This is a genomic window from Mesorhizobium sp. M0045, from assembly GCF_040323385.1.
Classification (GTDB): Bacteria; Pseudomonadota; Alphaproteobacteria; order Rhizobiales; family Rhizobiaceae; genus Mesorhizobium.
This window is the reverse complement of record NZ_JAMYUY010000003.1, coordinates 279,953-302,500: the sequence shown is the minus strand read 5'-3', so window position 1 is coordinate 302,500 and position 22,548 is coordinate 279,953. Positions and strand designations below refer to the sequence as shown.

The 22,548-nt window shown below is 63.8% G+C and carries 17 protein-coding genes and 2 pseudogenes (1 of these 19 running past the window's edge); 5 read left to right on the top strand and 14 right to left on the bottom strand.

Annotated elements, in window-relative coordinates:
* Positions 1-1,334 carry the 3' portion of a M23 family metallopeptidase gene (locus NKJ72_RS06500; protein WP_352476325.1) on the top strand. 625 nt of this gene lie to the left of the window's left edge, so only the last 1,334 of its 1,959 coding nucleotides appear in the window; its start codon lies off the left edge, out of view; it ends in the stop codon at positions 1,332-1,334.
* Between the two features lie 18 nt (positions 1,335-1,352).
* On the opposite strand, the gene NKJ72_RS06495 is transcribed toward NKJ72_RS06500, so the two are convergent.
* Positions 1,353-2,918, bottom strand: a complete 1,566-nt coding sequence (locus tag NKJ72_RS06495) for an MFS transporter (RefSeq protein WP_352476324.1) — start codon at positions 2,916-2,918, stop codon at positions 1,353-1,355.
* Positions 2,919-3,085: 167 nt separating this feature from the next.
* On the opposite strand from NKJ72_RS06495, the gene NKJ72_RS06490 reads away from it, so the two are divergent.
* On the top strand, positions 3,086-3,718 hold the full coding sequence (locus NKJ72_RS06490) for a TMEM175 family protein (protein ID WP_352476323.1): 633 nt from the start codon (positions 3,086-3,088) through the stop codon (positions 3,716-3,718).
* 321 nt (positions 3,719-4,039) lie between these two features.
* On the opposite strand, the gene NKJ72_RS06485 is transcribed toward NKJ72_RS06490, so the two are convergent.
* From NKJ72_RS06485 to NKJ72_RS06445, 9 genes are all read right to left on the bottom strand, one after another.
* Positions 4,040-5,506 carry a L,D-transpeptidase family protein gene (locus NKJ72_RS06485; RefSeq protein ID WP_352476441.1) on the bottom strand — a complete coding sequence of 489 codons (1,467 nt, stop codon included), beginning with the start codon at positions 5,504-5,506 and terminating at the stop codon, positions 4,040-4,042.
* A 237-nt stretch (positions 5,507-5,743) separates the two neighbouring features.
* Positions 5,744-6,109: an MmcQ/YjbR family DNA-binding protein gene (locus tag NKJ72_RS06480; protein WP_352476322.1), complete on the bottom strand. Its 366-nt coding sequence runs from the start codon at positions 6,107-6,109 to the stop codon at positions 5,744-5,746.
* Between the two features lie 147 nt (positions 6,110-6,256).
* Positions 6,257-8,863, bottom strand: coding sequence for an ATP-dependent chaperone ClpB (gene clpB, locus NKJ72_RS06475; RefSeq protein WP_254816714.1), 2,607 nt, complete (start codon positions 8,861-8,863; stop codon positions 6,257-6,259).
* 340 nt (positions 8,864-9,203) lie between these two features.
* Complete coding sequence (locus NKJ72_RS06470) at positions 9,204-10,226, bottom strand: DUF4167 domain-containing protein (RefSeq protein ID WP_352476321.1); 1,023 nt, start codon at positions 10,224-10,226, stop codon at positions 9,204-9,206.
* Positions 10,227-10,557: 331 nt separating this feature from the next.
* Entirely contained in the window at positions 10,558-11,436 is an 879-nt protein-coding gene (prmC, locus tag NKJ72_RS06465) for a peptide chain release factor N(5)-glutamine methyltransferase (RefSeq protein WP_352476320.1), read from the bottom strand.
* Complete coding sequence (gene prfA, locus NKJ72_RS06460; protein ID WP_254816711.1) at positions 11,429-12,508, bottom strand: peptide chain release factor 1; 1,080 nt, start codon at positions 12,506-12,508, stop codon at positions 11,429-11,431. Before prfA ends, prmC begins: the two co-directional genes overlap by 8 nt.
* An 8-nt stretch (positions 12,509-12,516) precedes the next feature.
* The gene (gene ptsP / locus NKJ72_RS06455) at positions 12,517-14,787 is read right to left on the bottom strand and encodes a phosphoenolpyruvate--protein phosphotransferase (protein ID WP_254816710.1); all 2,271 of its coding nucleotides are present in this window, start codon (positions 14,785-14,787) and stop codon (positions 12,517-12,519) included.
* Between the two features lie 181 nt (positions 14,788-14,968).
* Complete coding sequence (locus NKJ72_RS06450) at positions 14,969-16,222, bottom strand: aspartate kinase (RefSeq protein WP_254816709.1); 1,254 nt, start codon at positions 16,220-16,222, stop codon at positions 14,969-14,971.
* Positions 16,223-16,421: 199 nt separating this feature from the next.
* The gene (locus NKJ72_RS06445; RefSeq protein ID WP_352476319.1) at positions 16,422-16,991 is read right to left on the bottom strand and encodes a putative glycolipid-binding domain-containing protein; all 570 of its coding nucleotides are present in this window, start codon (positions 16,989-16,991) and stop codon (positions 16,422-16,424) included.
* A gap of 214 nt (positions 16,992-17,205) precedes the next feature.
* Between NKJ72_RS06445 and ubiG the strand changes: the two genes are divergently transcribed.
* Complete coding sequence (gene ubiG, locus NKJ72_RS06440; protein ID WP_352476318.1) at positions 17,206-17,955, top strand: bifunctional 2-polyprenyl-6-hydroxyphenol methylase/3-demethylubiquinol 3-O-methyltransferase UbiG; 750 nt, start codon at positions 17,206-17,208, stop codon at positions 17,953-17,955.
* A gap of 18 nt (positions 17,956-17,973) precedes the next feature.
* On the opposite strand, the gene NKJ72_RS06435 is transcribed toward ubiG, so the two are convergent.
* Complete coding sequence (locus NKJ72_RS06435) at positions 17,974-18,864, bottom strand: DMT family transporter (protein WP_352476317.1); 891 nt, start codon at positions 18,862-18,864, stop codon at positions 17,974-17,976.
* Between the two features lie 101 nt (positions 18,865-18,965).
* On the opposite strand from NKJ72_RS06435, the gene NKJ72_RS06430 reads away from it, so the two are divergent.
* A complete protein-coding gene (locus tag NKJ72_RS06430) occupies positions 18,966-19,451 on the top strand; it encodes a MarR family winged helix-turn-helix transcriptional regulator (protein ID WP_352476316.1) in 486 nt (161 codons plus the stop codon).
* A gap of 40 nt (positions 19,452-19,491) precedes the next feature.
* Here NKJ72_RS06430 and NKJ72_RS06425 read toward each other — a convergent pair whose 3' ends face one another.
* From NKJ72_RS06425 to NKJ72_RS06415, 3 genes and pseudogenes are all read right to left on the bottom strand, one after another.
* Entirely contained in the window at positions 19,492-20,145 is a 654-nt protein-coding gene (locus tag NKJ72_RS06425; protein ID WP_352476315.1) for a Vgb family protein, read from the bottom strand.
* A gap of 9 nt (positions 20,146-20,154) precedes the next feature.
* Positions 20,155-20,862: pseudogene (locus NKJ72_RS06420) on the bottom strand (winged helix-turn-helix domain-containing protein); the annotation flags it as partial.
* Between the two features lie 139 nt (positions 20,863-21,001).
* Positions 21,002-21,487 (bottom strand): annotated as a pseudogene (locus NKJ72_RS06415) (helix-turn-helix domain-containing protein); the annotation flags it as partial.
* 180 nt (positions 21,488-21,667) lie between these two features.
* Here NKJ72_RS06415 and NKJ72_RS06410 point away from each other — a divergent pair.
* Positions 21,668-22,468, top strand: a complete 801-nt coding sequence (locus tag NKJ72_RS06410; protein ID WP_352476314.1) for an SDR family NAD(P)-dependent oxidoreductase — start codon at positions 21,668-21,670, stop codon at positions 22,466-22,468.
* Positions 22,469-22,548 lie beyond the last annotated feature (80 nt).

Below are 22,548 nucleotides of genomic sequence, written 5' to 3'. Positions count from 1 at the left end.
AGGCCGGCACCGATCTGAGCGACGGCGCTGTCCAGGTCGCGTCGCTGCACTATGTCGACCCGCAGCGATTCGGTGACGGCTTCGCCGAGAGCATGGCCGGCTCCTATGACGTCAAGATCGTCCCGGAAAACGTCTCGGTGTCGCCGCGTGCCGCCATCGACGACCAGGCGCCGGCTTTCGCCGAGGAAATCATCCCCTTCACCAAGGATCTCGACATTGCCGAGGCCTTCGCTGATTCGGGCTATACCGGCGAGGATGCCACCGGGATGTCCGAGGCGATCGCCAAATTGCTGAATGCCACGGCCCTCAAGGCAGGAACCGTGCTGCGCGTTGGGCTCGAGGTCCATGGCGACGCCGCCAAGATCGTTCGCACCAGCGTGTACGACAGGACCCAGCACATCGTCACCATCGCACTCGACGACCACGACCAATACGTGCCGGCGCAGGAGCCGGAGCCAAATCCCGAATTGCTGACGGCGTTCGACGATTCGCCTGCGCCCATAGTGCGCGGCAATCTGCCGAACGTCTATGACGGCATCTACCGCACCGCCTATTCCTACGGCATGTCCAAGGCGATGACGCAACGGCTGATCAAGTTGCTGGCATCCAGTGTCGACTTCCAGTCGCGCCTCAATCCCACGGACCGCATCGAGGTGCTGTTCTCGCAGCCCGATGGCGACGACCAGGCGTCCGACGAATCCGAGCTGCTTTACGTCTCCGCGACTTTCGGCGGCACGACGCGAAATTTCTACCGTTTCCAGATGCAGGACGGCAGCACCGACTATTTCGACGAAAACGGCAGCAGCGCCGAGCAGTTCCTGCTGCGCAATCCCTTGCCCAATGGCCGATTTACATCCGGGTTCGGTGCGAGGCGCCACCCCATTTTGGGGTATGTGAAGATGCATACCGGCACCGACTGGGCAGCTCCCGTAGGATCGCCGATCATTGCCGCAGGCAATGGCGTCGTCGAAAAGGCCGGCTGGGCCGGTGGCTATGGCAAGCAGATCATCTTGCGTCACGCCAATGGCTACGAGACGTCCTACAATCACCAGAGCGCGTTTGCCAAAGGCATCGAGCCGGGTGTTCGCGTTCGCCAGGGTCAGGTTATCGGCTATCTCGGCTCAACCGGCCTCTCCACCGGTCCGCACCTTCATTACGAACTGATCGTCAACGGCACCAAGGTCGATTCGATGCGCGTCCGCCTGCCGGTCGGCAAGACGCTGAAGGGCGACGACCTCGTCGCCTTCAAGCGCGAGCGCGAACGCATCGACGACCTGCTCAAGCAGGAAGACAGCAATCAGTTGAAGGTCGCGAGCGCCAAGATCGAAGGCTGAGCCGACGTTTTTTCGTGGTCAGCCCTGCTGATTCGCCGTGTCGCGCACCCATGGCAGCCGCTCGCCCGAAACCGTCGTCCAGGCGGTGATTGCCGAAAGCAGGCAAAGCAGCGCGGTCACCGCGGCAACGGCTGCGAATGCCGCGTCGCTGGCGGCAAGTCGTGCCGCATCGAGGCCGGGCGCCAGGCCGGCTGGCGGCGGTTCGCCGAAACCCGGAAGGCCGGTGCCGGCACCGGTGCTGAGCACGCCAGCATAAACCCAGGCCGCCAGCGATCCCATCGCCGCCACGGCGATCAGGCCGCCGATCCGCGAGACGGCGTTGTTGATGCCCGAGGCCGCACCCGTATCCTTGTCCTCGACCGCCGTCATGATGGCGGTCGACAGCGGCGATACCACCAGCGCCATGCCGAACCCCATCAGAGCCATCAGCGGGAATACCCCCAGCCAGAAACTGTGGATGCCCCAATAGGCCAGCAAGGCAAGTCCGGCAAAGGCAAGAGCCACAACCAGACTGCCGCTGGCGATCGGAAAGCGAGGCCCGATGCGGTCGGACCACTGGCCAACCGGTCCGGATAACACTGCCATCAACGCCGACAGCGGCAGGAATATAAAGCCGACCTCGGCCGCGCTCAGCCCCCATCCGGCGATCATGAGCATCGGCAGATAGAACAAATTGGCCGACAGGGCGAAATAAAGGAAGAAGGTCGCCACGTTGGCGCCCGCGAACGCGCCGATCCGAAACAGCGACAGATCGATCATCGGCTCGCGCCGCCGGCGCTCGAAGACGATGAACACGACGAGCAAAACCGCACCGGCGGCGATACTCGGGCCGGACATCAGCCCCTCCCCGTCACCACTCATCGAGGTCAGGCCGTAAGCGAGAGCTCCGAACGCCAATATGGCGAGTGCAGCGCCGCCGAGATCGAGGCTGCGCTTTTCCGCCGGCGCGTCGGCAGGGACCTTGGCCAGCAGAAGATAGATCGAGATAAGACCGAGCGGCAGATTGATGGCGAAGATCGCCCGCCAGATGCCGTTGCCGAACACCGACAGCACGAAGCCGCCCAGCACCGGGCCGAGCGCCGTCGTCAGTGCCGATGCCGCGGCCCAGATGCCGATCGCCCAGCCGCGTTCCTTTTTTGGATAGGCTTTGGCGATAATGGCCAGGCTGCCCGGCACCATGATGGCCGCTCCGATACCTTGGACAGCCCGAAATGCAATAAGCATCGCCGGGTTAGGCGTCAGCGCGCAGGCAAGCGAGGCGGCAATGAACAGGACGATGCCGGCGACGAAAGAGTGGCGCAGGCCGAAGCGATCGCCAGCGGCGCCGCCGACGAGAATGAGGGCTGAAAGCGTCAACGCATAGGCGTTGGAGATCCATTGCGCCTCGGCCAGGCTGGCGCCGAGATCGACGCGGATCGCCGACGTCGCAATGGCCAGGACCGATCCATCGATAAAACCGAGTGCGGAAGCCAGAATCGCGGCGATCAGCACGAACCGCCGCTGCGCCTGCGGGCAGAACGTGTCGGCCGGAAGTGGCCCGGTCAGGGGAACGGCGCCTGTACCGACTTTGGTTGGCGTGTGCATGCCGCCTTACCTAGACCGCTGGCATGCCGCCGACAACCGGCCAGCAGGCTGTTCTCGTTGAAACCAGGCCGAACCTGGCCATACAGACAGGAGTACGCCAGTCCGGGTGCAAACGGTGGATGCCGTGCTAGATTTTCCGCAACGCTGCGACAAGGGGGAACTACCGCATGAAACGACCGCTCGAACCCTCGGCGGAAGGACGCGGGCGCGTCGTCGGCATCACCGACGGCGTGTTCGCCATCGCGCTCACGTTGATCGTTCTCGAGATCAGGGTGCCGGCGCATGAAACGGTGCATTCCGAAAGCGAGTTGATCGCCGCGATCACAGCACTGGCGCCGCGCTTCCTGACCTATGCGCTCAGCTTCCTGACGCTGACCATCTTCTGGTTCGGCCAGCAGGCGCAACACGGGTTGATCGCAAAATCCGACCGGCGGCTTGCCACGTTGAACCTCTGCTTCCTCGGCTTCATCGCCTTGCTGCCGTTCTCGACCGATCTTTTGGCCGACTTCCTTGAATTCAGGACCGCGGTGCTCGTCTACTGGCTCAATCTTCTGATGCTGGGACTGACGCTGCTCGCCAGTTGGCGCTACGCGGACAAAAACGGATTCCTGGCCGACGGTGTCGACGCGGGGACCACCCGAACGGTCTATCTGCGCATCGTCAAGGCACAGATCCTGTGGGCGATCGGCGCGGCACTATGCCTAGCCAGCCCGTTGCTCAGCGTCGGCTTCATCCTGGTGGTGCAGCTGACCTATGCCGCAGCGCTGCGCGCGTCACTGTTGCGCAAGGTCATCGGGTGACATCGTTCATCGCAGTGGGCTGTCGCAAACCGTGGAAGTTGGCCGAGGGCCCTCAGCTTCGTCATCCCTGGGCGAAGCAGGAGCGAAGCTCCGTCGCGAAGACCCTGGGATCCATGCCGTGATCTCGGCCGAAGGGTGCGGCAGAGCAGAATTCCGCGCCGTCGCGGTGCTCCATCGTAACGGCATGGATCCAGGGGTCTGCGCCGCGTCGCTTCGCTCCTTGCTCCGCCCCAGGATGACGACACGATAGGGTTTCGGCAAATCTCCAAGGCTGGCGATGTGCGAAAGCATCCGACCTGCCAAACTTTTGAACCAGGGAAATTACTCGACGAACTCCACGATAACGCCGGGCGTCACGATCTTGGCTAGCTCGCGCGCATCCCAATTGGTCAGCCGCACGCAGCCGTGGCTCTCGGTCTTGCCGATCTTGGACGGATCGGGCGTGCCGTGTATGCCGTAGGTCGGCTTGTCCAGTGCGATCCAGACCGAGCCGACCGGGCCGTTCGGCCCTGGCGGGATGGTCAGGATCCTGTCGTTTTCGCCCTGCTTGAAATTTATGTTCGGGTTGTAGGTGTAGTTCGGGTCCAATGCGACACGCGACACCGTATGCGTGCCGGACGGCGACGGCGTGTCCGACGAGCCGATAGTCGCCGGATAGGCTGCGACCAGCTTGCCCGCCGCGTCGTAGGCACGGACCTGCTTGTTGGCCTTGTCAGCGATGATGCGCGCCACCGGCGTCGCTACCAGCCTGCCGAAATTGGCAACCTTGATGATGGTGCCCGGACGATTGAAATTGGCGTCCGGATTGAGCTGCTTCAGATAGGTTTCATCCATATGGAAGCGCTCGGCCAGCGCTTCGGGCACCGACGTGTAGCCCATGCGGTCGAGCTGGGCCTTTTGGCTGTAGTCCTCCGGTATCGAGGCAACATAAGGGCCGGCCGCATCCTCGGGCGTGATCGTATAGGAGGCGAAGGCATCGCCGCCGGATTGCGCCAGGGCCGCCTGGATACCGATCGCGTCGGTCGATTTCAGATTGCTGCCGGTGATCTCGTTATAGGCGGCGAGCGCCTTGTCGACATTCGAGCCAAAGCGTCCGTCGATGACACCGGGCGACGCACCGGCGCGGTCGAGCAGCACCTGCAGCGCCGCCACGTCCTGGCGGGCGCCGAGCGAAAGCGACGGGTCGACCGTCGTCTTGCCGCCAGTGCTTGGCGGCAACGCCGCATGCTCGTTCGGCACCGTCGGCTCGACCGGCTCGATCGAGGCCTCGTTGAGCGGCTGGCGCTCGATGTTGCGTGGCCTCACCGGCTGCGCTGCCTCCGGATAATCATTGCCGTAGCCGTCATCCCGCGGCGCTTCGGGGAAGGCTTCCATCGAATTGTCGCTATAGGGGTCGTACTCGTCGGCCGGCGGCACGATGATCCTGCCTTCGTCTTCCAACTGCCTGCGGCGGAACCGGGCCGTGTCCTCAGGGTCGTCGAGATAATAGGGATCGTCCTCCTCGACCGGTCCGAGGTTGCGCAAGCGCTCGCGGCGCAAAACACGGCGGTCGAGCCTGGTCTGCGGCGGCTGGATGGCGATGACCTTGCCGGTTTCCGCATCGACGATGACGCGGTTTCCCCTGGCGTCGTAATAGATGTCGAGATTGCCGTCCTGGGCGACAAGAATGCCGCCGTCATTGGCAGCACGAACCACCCGCGGCGCGGTATCGGCCATCGGCGAGGCCATCGCATTCGACGCCAGCAGCCCGGCAGCAAACGCTGAAAGGGTGAGGATGGTGCGCAACATGGTGGCCAAGATTCTCCGGTCCGTAAATGCAGCCGTCGGCGTTGTCCCCTCGGAGCGCCGCGCGTCCTTTCGGACGCGAAAGGTCGCTCCAACACCTAAATCTCCGCGTCGTGCCATGCGAAAATCGAATCCGATCTTCGGGCCGATGCGGCAGGTGAACCCCTTCGACGGCAAATCAGTTGTCAACCATAAGGTTCCAATATGAACCGGGCATGAAGATGGCGGATTTCTGACCGATTAACCGGCAGCGAATCCCAATTCCTTGCGCGCCTGCTTCGTCAGCTTCAGCACGACGAGACGGTGGCTTTCGCGCAAATAATCCTTCAGCGCCTCATCATCCATGCTTTCGCTTGTCCGGCGCTGGATCCATTTCATGCCGCGCGAGGCGAGATACGGCGCCGGCCGAAGGCCCGGCTGTTCCCTCAGCACGTCATAAGCGATCTCGGAGCATTTGAAGGTGACGAACGGCTCCTTGCCTTCACTCCAGCCGCCGATCGCAAACACCTTGCCGCCGACTTTCCAGACATGCGCGCCACCCCACTGCACGACATGGGTCGTCGAAGGCAGCGAGGCGCAGAAACTGTTGTAGTCGTCCAAAGTCATCTGCGCCCCGCCAGTGGTGTTAGACCATGGGCCGAAGGTCGGCGTAGCAAAAAGCGGATGCCGGTTTTCGGACAAGATCATGGTCGAAATTGAAGATAGGAATTCCATCCCGATTCGATCGGGATGGAACAGGCTCTTGGCTTGAACTCAGGCGGCCGCCTCGGTTGCCACGACTGCGGGCTTCGAGCGGAAGTTCAAGCGGTCGGATCCGGCGGTGACTTTGACGGTCGAGCCGTCGAGGATCTCGCCGAGCAGTATCTTTTCCGCCAGCGGATCCTGCAATTCCTTCTGCATCACCCGCTTCAGCGGCCGCGCGCCATAGGCCGGGTCGTAACCCTTGGCCGCCAGCCAGTCGATCGCCTCCTGATCGAGCGAAAGCGATATCTTGCGGTCGACAAGCAGGTTTTCCAGCCGCTTGAGCTGGATTTGGACGATCTGGCCCATATCCTGGCGGCGCAGCCGGTGGAACAGGATGACCTCGTCGATACGGTTGAGGAATTCCGGCCGGAACGAAGCCCTGACGACATTCATCACCTCGTCGCGCACGACGTCGACATCCTGGTCCTCGCCTAGATTGACCAGATATTCGGCGCCGAGATTGGACGTCATGATGATCAGCGTATTGCGGAAGTCGACCGTGCGGCCCTGCCCGTCCGTCAGCCGGCCGTCGTCGAGCACCTGCAGCAGCACGTTGAAGACGTCCGGATGCGCCTTCTCGATCTCGTCGAACAGCACGACCTGATAGGGCCGGCGCCGCACAGCTTCGGTCAGCGCGCCGCCTTCCTCGTAGCCGACATAGCCGGGAGGCGCGCCGATCAGCCGGGCGACCGAGTGCTTCTCCATGAACTCCGACATGTCGATACGCACCATCGCGCTCTCGTCGTCGAACAGGAAGCTGGCCAGCGCCTTGGTCAGCTCGGTCTTGCCGACGCCCGTCGGCCCGAGGAACATGAACGAGCCGAGCGGCCGGTTCGGGTCCTGCAGGCCGGCGCGCGCACGGCGTACCGCCTTCGACACTGCCTGCACGGCCTCGCCCTGGCCGACGACGCGCTTGCCGATCTCGTCTTCCATGCGCAACAGCTTGTCGCGCTCGCCTTCGAGCATCTTGTCGACCGGGATCCCCGTCCAGCGCGAGACGATATGGGCGACGTGATCGGGGCCGACCACTTCTTCGACCATGCCGGCCTTGCCATCCCTGGCTTCGGCCTGCTTCAGCTGCTTTTCGAGTTCCGGGATCTTGCCGTAGGCAAGTTCGCCGGCGCGCTGGAATTCACCCTGGCGCTGGGCGATGGCAAGTTCATTGCGCGCCTCGTCGAGCTGTTTCTTGAGGTCGGCGGCAAGCCCGAGCTTCTGCTTCTCGGCCTGCCATTTCGAGGTCAGCTCGGTCGATTCCTCCTCGAGGTTCGAGAGTTCCTTCTCGAGCCGGGCGAGCCGGTCCTTCGAAGCGTCGTCCTTCTCGACCTTGAGCGCCTCGCGCTCGATCTTGAGCTGCATGATGCGGCGATCTATCTCGTCCAGCGCTTCGGGCTTCGAATCGACCTGCATGCGGAGCCGCGACGCGGCCTCGTCGACCAGGTCGATCGCCTTGTCCGGCAGGAAGCGGTCAGCGATGTAGCGGTTGGATAGGGTTGCGGCCGCGACCAGCGCCGAATCCGAGATGCGCACCTTGTGGTGCTGCTCGTATTTCTCTTTCAGGCCGCGCAGGATCGAGACGGTGTCTTCGACCGTTGGCTCATTGACGAAGACCGGCTGGAAGCGGCGGGCAAGGGCCGCATCCTTCTCGACATGCTTGCGGTATTCGTCGAGCGTAGTGGCGCCGACGCAGTGCAGTTCGCCGCGGGCCAGCGCCGGCTTCAGCAGGTTCGACGCATCCATGGCGCCATCCGCCTTGCCGGCGCCGACCAGCGTGTGCATCTCGTCGATGAACAGGATGATGCCGCCGGCGGCGGACGTGACCTCGGAAAGCACCGCCTTCAGCCGCTCCTCGAACTCGCCGCGGTATTTGGCGCCGGCGATCAGCGAGCCCATGTCAAGCGCCATCAGCTGCTTGTCCTTGAGCGATTCCGGCACATCCCCATTGACGATGCGCAGCGCCAGCCCTTCAGCGATCGCCGTCTTGCCGACGCCGGGTTCGCCGATCAGCACCGGGTTGTTCTTGGTGCGGCGCGACAGCACCTGGATCGTGCGGCGGATCTCGTCGTCACGGCCGATGACCGGATCGAGCTTGCCCGCGCGAGCGTCCGCCGTCAGGTCGCGCGCGTATTTCTTCAGCGCGTCGTAGCCCTGCTCGGCGCTCGCCGAATCGGCGGTACGACCTTTGCGTACGTCGTTGATGACCTGGTTCAGCTTCTGCGGCGTGACACCGGCCTTGGCCAGGATGTCGGCCGTCTTGGCCGATTTTTCCATGGCGAGCGCCTGCAACAGCCGTTCGACGGTGACGAAGCTGTCACCGGCCTTCTTGGCCAGTTCCTCGGCGGTCGAAAACACCTTTGCCAGCGGCTGGGCCAGATAGAGCTGGCCATTGCCGCCCTCGACCTTGGGCATTGCCTCCAGTGCCGTTTCGACGCCGAGCTTGACGTCCCGGACATTGCCGCCGGCGCGCTCGATCAGCGACGCAGCCAAGCCCTCGTCGTCATCAACGAGGACCTTGAGGATATGCTCGGGGGTGAATTGCTGGTGATTGCGCGAAAGCGCCATGGTTTGCGCGGACTGGATAAAGCCGCGCACGCGCTCGGAATATTTTTCAAGATTCATGCCTGTCTCCTTCCGTCACCGGCCCGCTTCGCGGCACCGGATCAGATTGCGGTGACGGACCCGCCCGTTCGAGCCGGATCCTGTTCACGCAAGATATGGGACGCAAACCACGGACCCTCAAGACGCCTCGACACTGGCGAATGGATAATATTCCGAGCGCACAAAACAAAAACGGCGGAGATTTCTCTCCGCCGTCCATACATGTCGCGCAAAAGTGTGCAGCGGTTTTGCGATAACGATATGCATCACAATAGAAACCTAACGCGTCGCATGAGGCCGGCCAAACGCGACGCGCTTTTGGGCTAAAGGATGCCCTAAGATCGGCCGAACGTTTTTTCGATCAATTCTCGACGTCTGCGATCACAGCTTGACCGCCGGGGCTTTCAGCCGGCGCTGCATCGACATTGCCAGCGTCGGTATTGCCAGTCTCGGTATTGCCGGTCCCGACATTGCCAGTCTCGGCATTGCCAGTCTCGGCATTGCCAGTCTCGGCATTGCTTGTCTCGGTATTGCTTGTCTCGGCACTCTCAGGGCCGGCGTTGTCGTTGCCGCCATTTGCCTGTTCGACATCGAGGCGCGGGCGACGCGGACGCCTGGGGCGGCGGGCCGGGCTGCTTTCGGCAGCGGCTTCGTTGAGCTCGGCCTGGGCGGCGAGACCCGCCGGCGAAAGGTTGTCGAATTGCTGTGCGGGCTCACCCACAAAGATCGGCTCAGCTGCCCGCACGGGCTCCGCCTGCGCCGGAACCTCGTCGCGCCGTGGCTGTTCGACGCGCTGGCCACCCTGCTGCTCGCCGCGCGAGCTATACTCGCCACGCTGGCCGTTCTGGCCGTAACCGCCATTGGGGCGACGGTCGCGGTGGCGTCCGCCATTATTGTCGCGGCCGTCACGGTTATCGCGGCCGCCGCGATTGTCACGGCTGTTTTCCTGGTTCAGCGCCAGCTCGGCCGGCGTGCCATCGATGACCGGCTGCGGGCCGGCCCCCTGATTGACCGTCGAGCCCGATGTCTCGTTGGCATTGTTGTTGCCGGCATTGTCGAACTCGTCGCGATCCTCGTCGCCATCATCGTCGAAATCATCGCGAATCTGCTGGGCGTTCTGGATCGGCATCTGCGCCTGAGCGGCTGCGATGATGCGGTTATAGTGTTCTGCATGCTGGAGATAGTTTTCCGCCATCACCCGGTCGCCGGAGCTGTGCGCGTCACGGGCAAGGGTTGCGTACTTCTCGGCAATCTGCTGAGCCGATCCGCGGATCTTCACGTCCGGGCCGTTGCTCTCATAGTTGCGCGTCAGGGGATTCGGCCCCTTACGGTTGTTGTTGTTATTGTTATTGCCGCCGCCGCCATTGTTGTTGCGACCGCGCATGCGCCTGTTTTGCTGTTGTGGCCTCATTAGACTCTCTTCACTTTGAAATTTTCGAAAAACTCTTCACGAACGGAGGCGCTCATGCGGCCAGCCGTTTCGTTCTTTCACCGGCGTTCGCCCGCATCAATTGCGTTGGCGCCACGTGCCATCCTGTTCCGGTTACTTCACTTGCCGGACGATTCCCGCACGAAGCTTGGGCGTCGTTTGCGCAAGAAGGCAGCTATTTCCAAGGAAAACCGAATCGCTAAGAGCACTGCCTGCTTCGTCTCATCCGGTTAAGGCGACCCTAGCCGCATTCCCCGGTATTGCCAAGCGCTTTTTTCGCACTGCATCACGGCTTCCACCGTTCGAACACAAGAACTCTATTGTTTCCGCCGAGATCACGAAACACCCCGACAGAACTGTACCCGGCCGTGGAGAATATCTCCGTAACCTGTTGGTGCTGCGTATGGCCGATCTCGACCGCAATCCTGCCTTGGACTTCCAAATACGCTGCCGCTCCTGCGGCGATCTTCCTGTAGGGGCTCAGACCGTCCACACCGCCATCCAGGGCCTGGCGTGGATCGAAACCGCGGACCTCGTCCTGCAGATTTCCAATGTCGTCTGAGGGTATATAGGGAGGGTTTGCGGCAATTACATGGTACCGGCCAGAAACTTTTTCAAACCAGTCGGATTTGAGCTCCCTGAACCGGCCGGCGAGCCCCAATTCCCTGGCATTGCGCGTGGCGGTGGCCAGCGCCTCTTGCGAAATGTCGACGCCAGTGGCGGTCGCGGCCGGAACCGCGCTGAGCAACGCCAGCGCGATGGCACCGGTGCCGGTCCCGAGATCGAGGATGCGGCAACCGCCTTCGCGTGCCGCCATTGCCTTGACGAAAGGCAGCACCGCCTCGACCAGCGTTTCGGTATCCGGTCGCGGCTCCAGCGTTTGCGGCGAAAGCGAAAGGCGCAAGCCGTAGAATTCGCGGTAACCGAGGATGCGGTGCACCGGTTCGCCGGCGACGCGCCGCCGCAAGGCGGCATCGATTGCCGCCGTCACGTCCGCATCGACCGCGCACCCAGGATCGGCGATGGCCTGCGTGCGGTTGGTGCCGGAAAAATGCTCGACAATCAGCCTGGAATCGAGCGCCGGATCCGCAATCCCGGCTGCGGCGAGCCGGTTTCGCGCTTCCCGCAGCAGCTGCGCCAGAGTGGCGGGCAGGCTGTCAGCCATCGATGCCTATATCGGCGAGCAGCTTCGACTGGTGATCGGCTATCAGCGCGTCGATGATCTCGTCGAGTTCGCCCATCATCACCCGGTCGAGCTTGTAGAGCGTCAGGTTGATGCGATGATCGGTGACACGACCCTGCGGAAAATTATAGGTGCGGATGCGTTCCGAGCGGTCGCCCGAGCCCACCTGCGACTTGCGCGATTCTGAACGTTCCTCGTCCGCTTTGCTGCGTTCGAGGTCGTAAAGCCTGGCGCGCAGGATCTGCATGGCCTTCGCCCGGTTCTGGTGCTGCGACTTTTCCGCCTGCACCACCATGATGCCGGTCGGCAGATGGGTGATGCGCACGGCCGAATCGGTGGTGTTGACGTGCTGGCCGCCGGAACCCGAGGCGCGCATCGTGTCGATGCGGATGTCTTCGGCCCGGATGTCGATGTCGACCTCTTCGGCTTCCGGCAGCACCGCGACCGTCGCCGCCGAGGTGTGGATGCGCCCGCCCGCCTCGGTCGTCGGCACGCGCTGCACCCGGTGCACGCCGGATTCGAACTTCAGATGGGCAAAGACGCCCTTGCCCGAAACGGTGGCGATGATTTCCTTGTAGCCGCCGACCTCGCCTTCGCTGGCCGACACCGTCTCGAAACGCCAGCCATGCGCCGCTGCATAGCGCTCGTACATGCGAAACAGGTCGCCGGCAAAAAGCGCCGCCTCGTCACCGCCGGTGCCGGCACGGATTTCGAGGATGGCGTTCTTGTCGTCTGCGGCATCCTTGGGCAACAGCAGGATCTGGATGTCCTTTTGCAGCACCTCGATTTGATGCTTGACCTCCGGCAGGTCGGCCTCGGCCAAGGCGCGCATCTCGGCGTCAGTGCCCTTGTCGGCGAGCATCGCCTCCAGATCGGCCTGTTCGCGCTCGGCGGCGCGCAGTGCCCTGATCTTTGCCACCATCTCCTGGATGTCGGCATATTCGGAGGCCATCCTCACATAGGCGTCCGGCGCCGGCCCGGCCGACATCTGCGCTTCGAGCATGTCGAAACGCTTGACGACTTGATCCATACGGTCGCGGGGCAGGTTGATCATGGCGAAGTCTATAGCGGTATAGAGCGGTCGTCGGCAAAGGCTTGCAGCAGCGCCCGCATCGGCAGGCCATGCGCCGGCGCCATCAGATTGTCGTCGAAGAACGCCTCCAGCTCGCTGAGCGGCAGTTCAGTCAGCATCGCCTTGACCGGGCCGATCGATGCCGGCGACATTGAGATCGAGCGGTAGCCAAGGCCGATCAGCGCCATCGCCGAAATCGGCTTGCCGGCAAGTTCGCCGCACAGGGTCACCGGCGTATTGTTGCGAACCCCGGCGTCGGCAATCTGCTTCAGGACGCGCAGGAACGGCGTCGAGAGCGGGTCGAAGCGGTCGGACAATTGGGTGTTGCCGCGATCCACCGCCATGACGAACTGGAACAGGTCGTTCGAGCCGACCGAGACGAAATCGACCGCCTTCATCAGTTCGTCGAGCTGGAACAGCAGCGACGGCACCTCCAGCATCGCCCCGAGTTTGAGGCTGGTCGGCAAATGATGGGCAAAGCGCGACAGATGCCGCACCTCGCGATCGATGATCTCGCGCGCCTGCGCGATCTCGCCGAGTTCCGTCACCATCGGCAGCATTAGCTTCAGTTCGCGTCCGCCGCACGCCTTGAGCAGCGCGCGGATCTGGGTACGCAGCAATCCGGGCCGGTCGAGGGTCAGGCGGATGGCGCGCCAGCCGAGTGCCGGGTTCTCTTCCTGAATCGAGCCCTTGAAATAGGGCAGCACCTTGTCGCCGCCGATATCGATGGTGCGGAACGTCACCGGCTTGCCGCGCGCCGCTTCGAGCACGTCACGATAGAGCCGCTCCTGGGCTTCGGCGCGCGGAAAAGTCGAGGCGACCATGAATTGCAGCTCGGTGCGGAACAGACCGATGCCGGCCGCACCTGCTTCGGCCAGTTGCGGCAAATCCACCGCCAGCCCGGCATTCATCAGAAGATCGACCTGGACACCGTCCTTGGTCACCGACGGCTTCTTGCGCAGCTCGCGGTAGACCTCCTGCCGCCGCGCCCTGAAGCGCACTTTCTCGGCATAGGCCGCCTCGAGGTCGGGCTGCGGGCGCAGATGGATCGTGCCTTCCTCGCCGTCGACGATGATGGCATCGCCGTTTTCCGCCATGGAAACGGCGCCCTTCATCTGGCCGGCGACGGGTATGCCCATGGCTCGCGCCACAATGACGACATGGCTGGTCGCGGCGCCGTCTTCCAGCACCAGCCCGCGCAGCTTGTCCCTTGGATAATCGAGCAGCTCGGCAGCCCCCATCGAGCGGGCGACGATGATGGCGTCCTTGGGCAGCGAGGCCGCGACGTCCTCCGGTCCGCGCCCCATCAGCTGCCGCAGCAGCCGATTGGCGAGATCGTCGAAATCGCTCATCCGCTCGCGCAGATACGGATCGGTCATGTGCAGCATGCGGGCACGCATGTCGCTCTGCACCTTTTCGACCGCCGCTTCGGCCGTCAGGCCGTTGCGGATCGCCTCCTCGAGCCGGCGCACCCAGCCGCGGTCGTTGGCGAACATGCGATAGGCTTCGAGCACCTGGCGATGCTCGCCCTCGAAGGCGACGTCGCGGCGCTCCAGCATGTCGTCGATGGACAGCCTGAGCGAGCCGAGCGACGCGTCGAGCCGCCTGACCTCTTCCTCGCTATCCTCGTTGAACAGGTTGGTGACGACGATACGCGGCTCGTGCAGCACCACATGGCCGAGCCCGACGCCTTCATTGAAGGACAGGCCGGTAAAGCTTACCGGGCGGCGCAGATCGAGCTCTAGGCCGGGCCTTGTCAGCCGCTCCAGATCGCCGGTGGCGATCATCTCGGCGATCACCATCGCCGTCGTTTCCAGCGCCTCGACCTCGTCGTCGCGATAATGGCGCATGGTCTTGTTCTGCACGACCAGAACGCCGAGCGTCCGCCCTGCCCGCAGCACCGGCACGCCGAGGAAGGAATTGTATATCTCTTCCCCTGTCTCCGGCAGGTAGGCGAAGGCAGGATGCTCCTGCGCGTTGGAGAGGTTGAGCGGCCGCGCCGAGGCCGCGATCGTGCCGACCAGGCCTTGGCCCAGCCTGAGCTGCGCCAGGTGGACGGCGTTCGGGTTCAGGCCTTCGGTGGCGTAGAGTTCGAGCACCGAATCGGCGCGCAGAACATAAAGCGAGCAGACCTCGGCAACCATGTTGGAGGCGATGTCGCGCACGATTCGGTCAAGCCGCTCCTGCGGCTCCAGCGGCTCTTGCATGAGCTCGCGGAGCCGTTTCAGCAAAACGCGCGGGCCACTGGCCGAATCACGCATCGCGGCTTCTTCTCCAATAGCGTTCCAACCGGTGCAGGTTGCCCTGCACAGCGGCACAAACGCAACAACTCAATTAGAGCGCCATCGTCCAATTGGACGCATAAAAACCGCTCCAAGCCTTTCGATCCGCCGCATCCTGCCCTACGAAAATCGATTCCGATTCTCGGGCCGATGCAGTCTGCTACTGCTTATCCAGACCGTACACGGAATGCAAAGTGCGAACTGCTAGTTCCGTATAGGGACCGTCGATCAGGATCGAAATCTTGATTTCGGACGTCGTGATGGCGCGGATGTTGATCGCGCGGTCGGCCAGCGCCTTGAAGGCGGTGGCGGCGACGCCGGCATGGCTGCGCATGCCGATGCCGATGACCGAGACCTTCGACATGCCGGCTTCCGACTGCACCACATCGTAGCCGATCGTCGCCTTCAGCCGTTCGAGCACGGCGAGCGCCTTGTCGACGTCGCCGGATGGCACGGTAAAAGTCATGTCAGTGAACTTGCCGTCCTCGGAAATGTTCTGGACGATCATATCGACATTGATGTTGGCCTCGGCCAGCGGCCCGAAAATGCCGGCGGCGACGCCCGGCCGGTCGCCGACGCGGCGCAGCGAAATCTGCGCTTCGTCCTTGGCATAGGCAATTCCGGTGACGACCTGCTGTTCCACGATCTCTTCCTCGTCGCAAATAAGCGTTCCCGGCGGATTGAGCAAATCCCCCATTCCGGGTGCATCGGGATCGTCGAAGGACGACCGCACAAAGGTACGCACCCTGTGCACCATGGCAAGCTCGACCGAGCGCACCTGCAGGACCTTGGCCCCGAGCGAGGCCATTTCGAGCATTTCCTCGAAGGAAATCTTGGCCAGCCGCCGGGCCTTCGGCTCGATGCGCGGATCGGTCGTGTAGACCCCATCGACATCGGTGTAGATATCGCAGCGGTCGGCCTTGACCGCCGCCGCGATGGCGACAGCGCTGGTATCGGAACCGCCGCGGCCGAGTGTTGCGATCCGGTTGTCCGGCCCGATGCCCTGGAAACCGGCGACCACCGCCACCTGGCCTTCGCCGAAGCGCTTGATCAGGAACGCACCGTCGATATCGAGAATGCGCGCCGCGCCATGCGCGTTATCGGTCTTGATCGGAATCTGCCAGCCTTGCCAGGAACGGGCATGCACGCCGATGTTCTGCAGCGCGATCGCCAGCAAGCCGGCCGTAACCTGTTCGCCGGAAGCGACAACGGCGTCATATTCGCGCGCATCGTGCATCGGCGAGGCCTCGCGTGTCCATTGCACGAGCTCGTTGGTCTTGCCGGCCATCGCCGAGACCACCACCGCGACCTCATGGCCGGCATCGACCTCGCGTTTGACATGGCGCGCCACATTGCGGATGCGGGCGATGTCGGCGACGGAGGTCCCGCCGAATTTCATCACGATGCGCGCCATGGAAGCGAAATGCCTTTGACTGGATGCCGGACCGAAGGCCGAAAAGCGGAAAAATGCGCCAAGCTGTGGCCGGGCGCTCAATGCGCGGCCTCCTTAGCCAAATGACAGTCGTTTCGCAAGGCGTGCCGCCGCTGCCGGCCGGGCGACACACCAGCGCAGCATCGTGCCTGCCCTGCGTCTTGCCAATATGATGCGTGCTTCAGCCCAGCTGTGCCGTGGCTCTCCACAGGCGCGGATAGTCGAGGACGAAGCCTACCGGCGAGACCTCCAGCATCTCGTTGTAGCCGAATATCGGGGCGGCATAGGCGTAATGTGCCGCGTCGACGCGCTGGTAGGTCTGTTCCAGGCGAACGAGCCTGAGTTCGGGAAATGTTAGATAGGCTGCCGGCGCGGGCGTCGCCATACCGACATCGAGGGCAAAACGGCGAAGCGCCAAAAGGTTTGTGGCGGGCGTGAAGCCGAGATCGACATCGATGAGACCGTCGACTTCCGCTTGATGCTCGCCGTTCAGCGTCCATTGGCGCTCGGTCAGCCGGTCGATCCTGTATTGCAGCTGTTGCGTGCCGAGAAAGCCGTCGGCACGCGCCGAGCGTGTACGCCAATCGGCGTCGCAGTTCACTTCGTACGCGATGCTGCACGGTCTGCCGTCCTGGACGAAAAGCGCGTGTCCCCTGAGGTTCCACCCGGAACTCGCTTCCGACAGAAGACAAGCGTCGTGGCCTTCCTGGTCAAGCCGGCGCCAAAGAACGGAAGCAACCGCTCGCATCATTGCGCACTCCTCCGAACCCGATGTCTCTGCTTCGTTCGCCAAAGGCTGGGCGTTTCCTTCCGGCACACCATCAACTGACACGTGCTGACACAAATGCAGCCGGCAAAAGGCGGCGCCGGAAGGCATCGCGCGCATCGCGCAGCCGGCGGTGAATTTCGCGCCTTGACATTCGCAGCCTCGCGCCCGACTTCCTAGCGTCCGAGGAGACCACGCCATGCCTGAGCCCCGACGATCGACGATCGATGCCGGAGAGGTGGAACGCTTTTCCGCCCTTGCCGCCGAATGGTGGAACCCGAACGGCAAGTTCCGCCCGTTGCACAAGTTCAACCCGATCCGGCTTGCCTATATCCGTGACCAGGTGGCGGCCCGCTTCGGCCGCGATCCGCGTGCGGCACGGCCGTTCGAAGGCCTGCGCTTCCTCGACATCGGCTGCGGTGGCGGGCTTTTGTGCGAGCCGATGGCGCGGCTTGGCGCCGAAGTGGTCGGCGCCGATGCCTCCGCCACCAACATCGAAGTGGCCAAGCTGCATGCTGCGGATGTCGGCGTGAGCGTTGATTACCGCGCCACCACCGCGGAAGACCTAGCCGATGCCGGCGAAAAATTCGACGTCATCCTCAACATGGAAGTGGTCGAGCATGTCGCCGATGTCGATCTGTTCCTGGCCAAATGCGGAGAGATGGTCAAGCCCGGCGGCATCATGTTCGTCGCCACCATCAACCGCACGCTGAAGGCCCTGGGCCTGGCCATCATCGGCGCCGAATATGTGCTGCGTTGGCTGCCACGCGGCACCCACCAGTTCGGCAAGCTGGTGCGCCCCGAGGAACTGGAAAAGGCGCTTGCAGGTGCTGGCCTGACCGTCATCGACCGCACCGGCGTCACCTACAACCCGCTCGCCGACCGCTGGCAGCGCTCGAAGGACATGGACGTCAACTACATGGTGCTGGCGGAGAAGGCATCCGTCTGAACTTACGCCTCCTCGCCCCTAGGTCTTCTGGCTTTGCGCCTTGGTGGTGATGAACACGCCGGCGGTGATGATGACGGCACCGGCCCAGGTCAGCAGTTGATAGCGCTCGCCGAGGAAGAGGGTCCCGGCAAACAGCCCGACCGCCGCCGCGACGTAGCCGATCTGGCTGAGATAGACCGGGCCGCCGACCGCTTGCAGGCGGAAGAAGAAGGCGAACATCGCCGAGGCTGATGCCACCTGTGCCGCAGCGACCAGCGGCACGCCGCCGAGCGAGCCGAATGCATTGCCTTCCAGCAGCACCAGAATGCCGGCAAGCAGCATCAAAGCTGCTGCCAGATGGCTGCCGACGGCGAGCTCGATCGGGCCGGTGCCTTCGGGCCAGTCGACGGTACGGTAAATGTTGCCGGCGGCGAGGCTGACGGGGATGAGCAGGCCCATCGCAACCCAGAAAAATTCGGCCGGCTGGCCCGCTTCGCCGCGCGTCACGGCCACCATGACTGCGCCCACGAAACCGACGGCGATGCCGACGACGCCCAGCGTGGTCGGGCGCCTGACGCCGAGCAGCATCGAGAACACCAGCGTGACGACCGGCGACAGCGTGAACATGATGCCGCTATAGCCGGCGCCCAGATGCGGAATCGCTGAAAACATCAGCAGATTGGGGATTGCGTAGGAGACGGCCGCGGTCACGAAGAAATAGCGCAGCCTGTGCAGCGTAAGCCGCATGCGCTGCCCGTTGAGCAGCAATGCGCACAAAAGCACGCCGCCGGCGCCAAGCGAGATGACGAAGGCCCAGACCATGGCGGGCACGCCGGCCGTCGTCGCGATCTTGCCGAACGGCAGCGTCAGGCCGAGCAGTCCGCCGGTGACGACCAGAAGGCCAAGCGCCGAGTCCCGGAGAAATTTCATCGCACTATCCCGTCGCCCGTTCGCGGCCCTTGGCCTACACCACAAGCTGAGGTAAGATAATATAAAGATTCTTCGCGTCAAGATACATAACGGTGAGAGACATGGATCGCGCGGCAAAAGCGATCGAGCAATGGAAAAAGGAACGGCCGGATCTCGATGTCTCGCCGATGGCCGTGCTTGGACGGTTGAACGAGGCCGCCTCGTTGATCGCACGAGAGCGGCTGGCGCCGCTGTTTGCAAGTTACGGGCTGCAATCCGGAGAATTCGACGTGCTGGCGACGCTGCGTCGTTCCGGGCCGCCCTATGCGCTGACGCCGACGGCTCTGTACGAGGCGACGATGGTGACGTCGGGCGCGATGACCAACCGCCTCGATCGGCTCGAGAAATCCGGCCTGATCAAGCGCGGGCCGCACCCCGACGATCGCCGCGGGATTATTGTGCAGCTGACCGGGAAGGGCCTCGCTCTGATCGATGAGGCGGTGACCGCTCACGTCGCCAACGAGCACCAGATACTTTCTGGGTTAGCACGCCCGGAGCAGACCATGCTGGCACGCCTGCTCGAAAAACTGATCGCGAGCTTGAGCTAACCGAACCGGCCAAGGGCCGGGCCGAGGGGATAGAAAAAGCTCAAATCCTGGTCGCAGAGCCTCGTTTGGGCCGGCGAACAGCTCTGATCTTGCCGCTGTTTCCGCCACCGCAGAAAAACTGGTCGCCGCCATCGGATTCGAGCCCCGACACGCCTGTTCCCGGCGGCATATCGAGCTTCTCCAGAACCTTTCCCGTTTCAGGATCGATCCGCCGGACATCGCTCTCCTCGCCCTCCCAAGTGCCATGCCACAGCTCGCCGTCGACCCAGCTGACGCCGGTGACGACGCGGTTGGAAACGATGGTGCGAAGGATTGCCCCTGTCTCGGGATCGACCTGATGAATCTTTCGGCCCCGATGCTGCCCGACCCAGAGCGTTCCTTCGGCCCAGGCGAGCCCGGAATCACCGCCATTGCCAGGCGCCGGGATCGACGCCAGCACCTGGCCATTCTTTGGATCGATCTTCTGGATGCGATCCTCGGCGATTTGATAGAGGTGCTGGCCGTCGAAGGCCGTTCCGGCGTGTGCCGCGACCTCGATCGAGCGCACCACTTTGCCGCTTGCCGGATCGAAGGCGTTCAATCTGTCGCCTGAGGCAAACCAGACATGCTCACCGTCGAAGGTAACGCCGTCTACGTGGTCGACACCCGGAAAGGGTCCGTATTCACGGATGATTTCGGCAGAGGATCGTTCCATAATTCCATCCTAGTAGCCCGGCAGTGGACCGGGGAGTAACAAGATTGTCGGGAAACCCGGCAGCGGCGGGGTCATCCAGCGACGCGCCCGTCCGCGGCCGAACGACTGCACCTTGCCGGCCTGGGCGAGCTGCTCGAGCGCCCGCTGCACGGTACGCGAACTGGCTCCAAGCGCAATCGCCAGGGCCGAACTCGACCAAGACTCGCCGTCAGCGAGGAAGGCGAGCACGGCGGCATGCTCTTCTTCGACGGGCGGCGCCAGCACGACGACCTCACCTGCGCGCCGCGGCGCCAGCGCAAACCCCCGCTTCGTCGCGCTCACATCGGCCAAGCTACGAAGCTCCGCGCGAAGCCGCCCGACTTCGACCCGTAACCGTGCGCGATGTGATTCGTCCGCGTCCTTTCCGCGGAAAGCGCGCGCGATAAGCGTCGATCTTGCCACGTCTCCCGGCCAGGCTTCGGCCAGCGCACGGGCCAGCGCGAACAGCACCGGGCGGGTCGCCAGCGAGACGACCGTATCTGCTACCCGCACCACATTGCGGCATGCATCCACCACGAGCGCCCCCGACGCCAGAAGCGCTTCGACTTCATCGAGCAGGAGGGGCCGTTCCTCACCACGGGCGATAAGGCGTGCCGCCGGCGTGTCCAGCACCACCGATGCGCTCTCCACCTCCGCGATCAGCGCGGGGATGCCCGCCGCGCGCGCCGCGGGGGGCGCGCCCGCGGGGGCGCGGCGGCGCGGGGCCGGGCCCGCCGCCGGGGGGCGGGTTTGGCCGCCCCCCCCCGCCGCCGGGGGGGGGGCCCCCCCGCCGCCCCCCGCCCCGCCCCCCCGGCCCGGGCCGGCCGCCCCCAGGACCGGTCCGCAAGCGGCGGATGGCGATGCCGGCGACAGCCAGCTCGTGGGCGGCCCGCGATGCCGGCGGCAGCGGCGAGGGATCGAAGCCGTCCAGCCTGCGCTCGGCTTCGTCGAGATGGCCGATCAGCAGCAGGCGCCGGACTTCGAGGTTGCGCGCATGTGCGGCATTGACGCGGTCGCCATGCCTTTCAAGCGTCGCCCGCGCGGCGTCGAGTGTCTTGGCCGGCCAGGCGAGGTCGCGCGAGACGAGCGCGATCTCGGCCTCGGCGACTATACACCTCGCGCGGGCCACGGCCTCCCTCGGGCTGAATGCGTGTGCCGCCCTTTTTAGAAGAACCTTCGCCCGAACCAGGTCGCCAAGCTGCGCCATTGCGATACCGCGCAACGCCAGTGCCGGCGCATCGTCGCGCAGCGCAACCCGCTTCAAGGCGCCGAGCGGATCGCCCGCCGCAAGCGCATGCGCCGCGGCTGTAATCAGCGAGTCCATCGGAATCCCGTCACACTTGTCACTCCCATGGCTTCGATATCCGGCGCTAAGTCCATCTCACCAACCAGTCGTATCGACAACGGCGACTGTAGCCAACCTGAGTTGCGGCGCGCCAACCTTGAGTCGCGGCTAGATTGTGCACTGGGCTCGAACGCAACGATAAGCACTAGGAGAGACGCAGTGAAGATCGAAGGTACAGCCATCCTGGTGACTGGCGCCAATCGGGGCATCGGTCGGGCACTGGTCGAGGAAACCCTGAGCAGAGGCGTAAAGCGCGTCTATGCCGCAACCCGCCAATCCATGGCCCACCCGGACCGGCGTGTGACGTCCCTGACCATGGATGTGACCAACGTTGCGCAGATCCGGGAGGCCGTCGAGAAGATCGATGCTCTCGATATCCTCATCAACAACGCCGGCGTATCACCCTTCGATGACCTCAGCGACCGTCGCGTACTCGAACAACAACTCGCCGTAAACCTCTTCGGATCGTACGACGTTACCCAGGCTCTGCTGCCGTTGCTGGCCCGGTCGCGGGGAGCCATCGTCAACATTCTGTCGCTGGCCTCGATTGCCGCCGTGCCGTTCAGTCCGGCTTACTCGGTCTCGAAGGCGGCCTCATTCTCCCTGTCGCAGTCGTTACGCACCCTCCTGGTCGGACGGGGTGTCAGCGTCCACAGGGTCCTTCCCGGCCCCGTGGACACGGACATGACCCGGGGCCTGGACATAGCGAAGGCCTCTCCGGAGTCTGTTGCGCGGGCAATCCTGGACGGCGTGGAGAATGGCGAGGAGGAGATCTTCCCCGATCCCATGTCGGAATCCGTGGCGGAGGGCTGGCGCAGCAGCGCGGTCAAGGCGCTTGAACGCCAGTTTGCAGCCTATGCGGAAGCAAGCCCGGCAAGTGAAGCAAGCCCGTCAGGCAGTGGGCATGAAGGAAAGAGCGAAACGATTACCCGCGAGGCCCATCCGTGCTGCTCGGCCTGAAACTGCGAACGCTTGTGGAAGGGAGCGGCAGCATCGCCGCCCTCGACACTGCCGGTCGCCTGTCGCCGACGACGGCGCCG

What these genes read in the sequence shown, in the direction of transcription:
- NKJ72_RS06495 (WP_352476324.1), bottom strand. Translation starts at nt 2,918, where the DNA reads ATGCACACGCCAACCAAAGTCGGTACAGGCGCCGTTCCCCTGACCGGG.
- NKJ72_RS06490 (WP_352476323.1), top strand. Translation starts at nt 3,086, where the DNA reads ATGAAACGACCGCTCGAACCCTCGGCGGAAGGACGCGGGCGCGTCGTC.
- NKJ72_RS06485 (WP_352476441.1), bottom strand. Translation starts at nt 5,506, where the DNA reads ATGTTGCGCACCATCCTCACCCTTTCAGCGTTTGCTGCCGGGCTGCTG.
- NKJ72_RS06480 (WP_352476322.1), bottom strand. Translation starts at nt 6,109, where the DNA reads ATGACTTTGGACGACTACAACAGTTTCTGCGCCTCGCTGCCTTCGACG.
- clpB (WP_254816714.1), bottom strand. Translation starts at nt 8,863, where the DNA reads ATGAATCTTGAAAAATATTCCGAGCGCGTGCGCGGCTTTATCCAGTCC.
- NKJ72_RS06470 (WP_352476321.1), bottom strand. Translation starts at nt 10,226, where the DNA reads ATGCGCGGTCGCAACAACAATGGCGGCGGCGGCAATAACAATAACAAC.
- prmC (WP_352476320.1), bottom strand. Translation starts at nt 11,436, where the DNA reads ATGGCTGACAGCCTGCCCGCCACTCTGGCGCAGCTGCTGCGGGAAGCG.
- prfA (WP_254816711.1), bottom strand. Translation starts at nt 12,508, where the DNA reads ATGATCAACCTGCCCCGCGACCGTATGGATCAAGTCGTCAAGCGTTTC.
- ptsP (WP_254816710.1), bottom strand. Translation starts at nt 14,787, where the DNA reads ATGCGTGATTCGGCCAGTGGCCCGCGCGTTTTGCTGAAACGGCTCCGC.
- NKJ72_RS06450 (WP_254816709.1), bottom strand. Translation starts at nt 16,222, where the DNA reads ATGGCGCGCATCGTGATGAAATTCGGCGGGACCTCCGTCGCCGACATC.
- NKJ72_RS06445 (WP_352476319.1), bottom strand. Translation starts at nt 16,991, where the DNA reads ATGATGCGAGCGGTTGCTTCCGTTCTTTGGCGCCGGCTTGACCAGGAA.
- ubiG (WP_352476318.1), top strand. Translation starts at nt 17,206, where the DNA reads ATGCCTGAGCCCCGACGATCGACGATCGATGCCGGAGAGGTGGAACGC.
- NKJ72_RS06435 (WP_352476317.1), bottom strand. Translation starts at nt 18,864, where the DNA reads ATGAAATTTCTCCGGGACTCGGCGCTTGGCCTTCTGGTCGTCACCGGC.
- NKJ72_RS06430 (WP_352476316.1), top strand. Translation starts at nt 18,966, where the DNA reads ATGGATCGCGCGGCAAAAGCGATCGAGCAATGGAAAAAGGAACGGCCG.
- NKJ72_RS06425 (WP_352476315.1), bottom strand. Translation starts at nt 20,145, where the DNA reads ATGGAACGATCCTCTGCCGAAATCATCCGTGAATACGGACCCTTTCCG.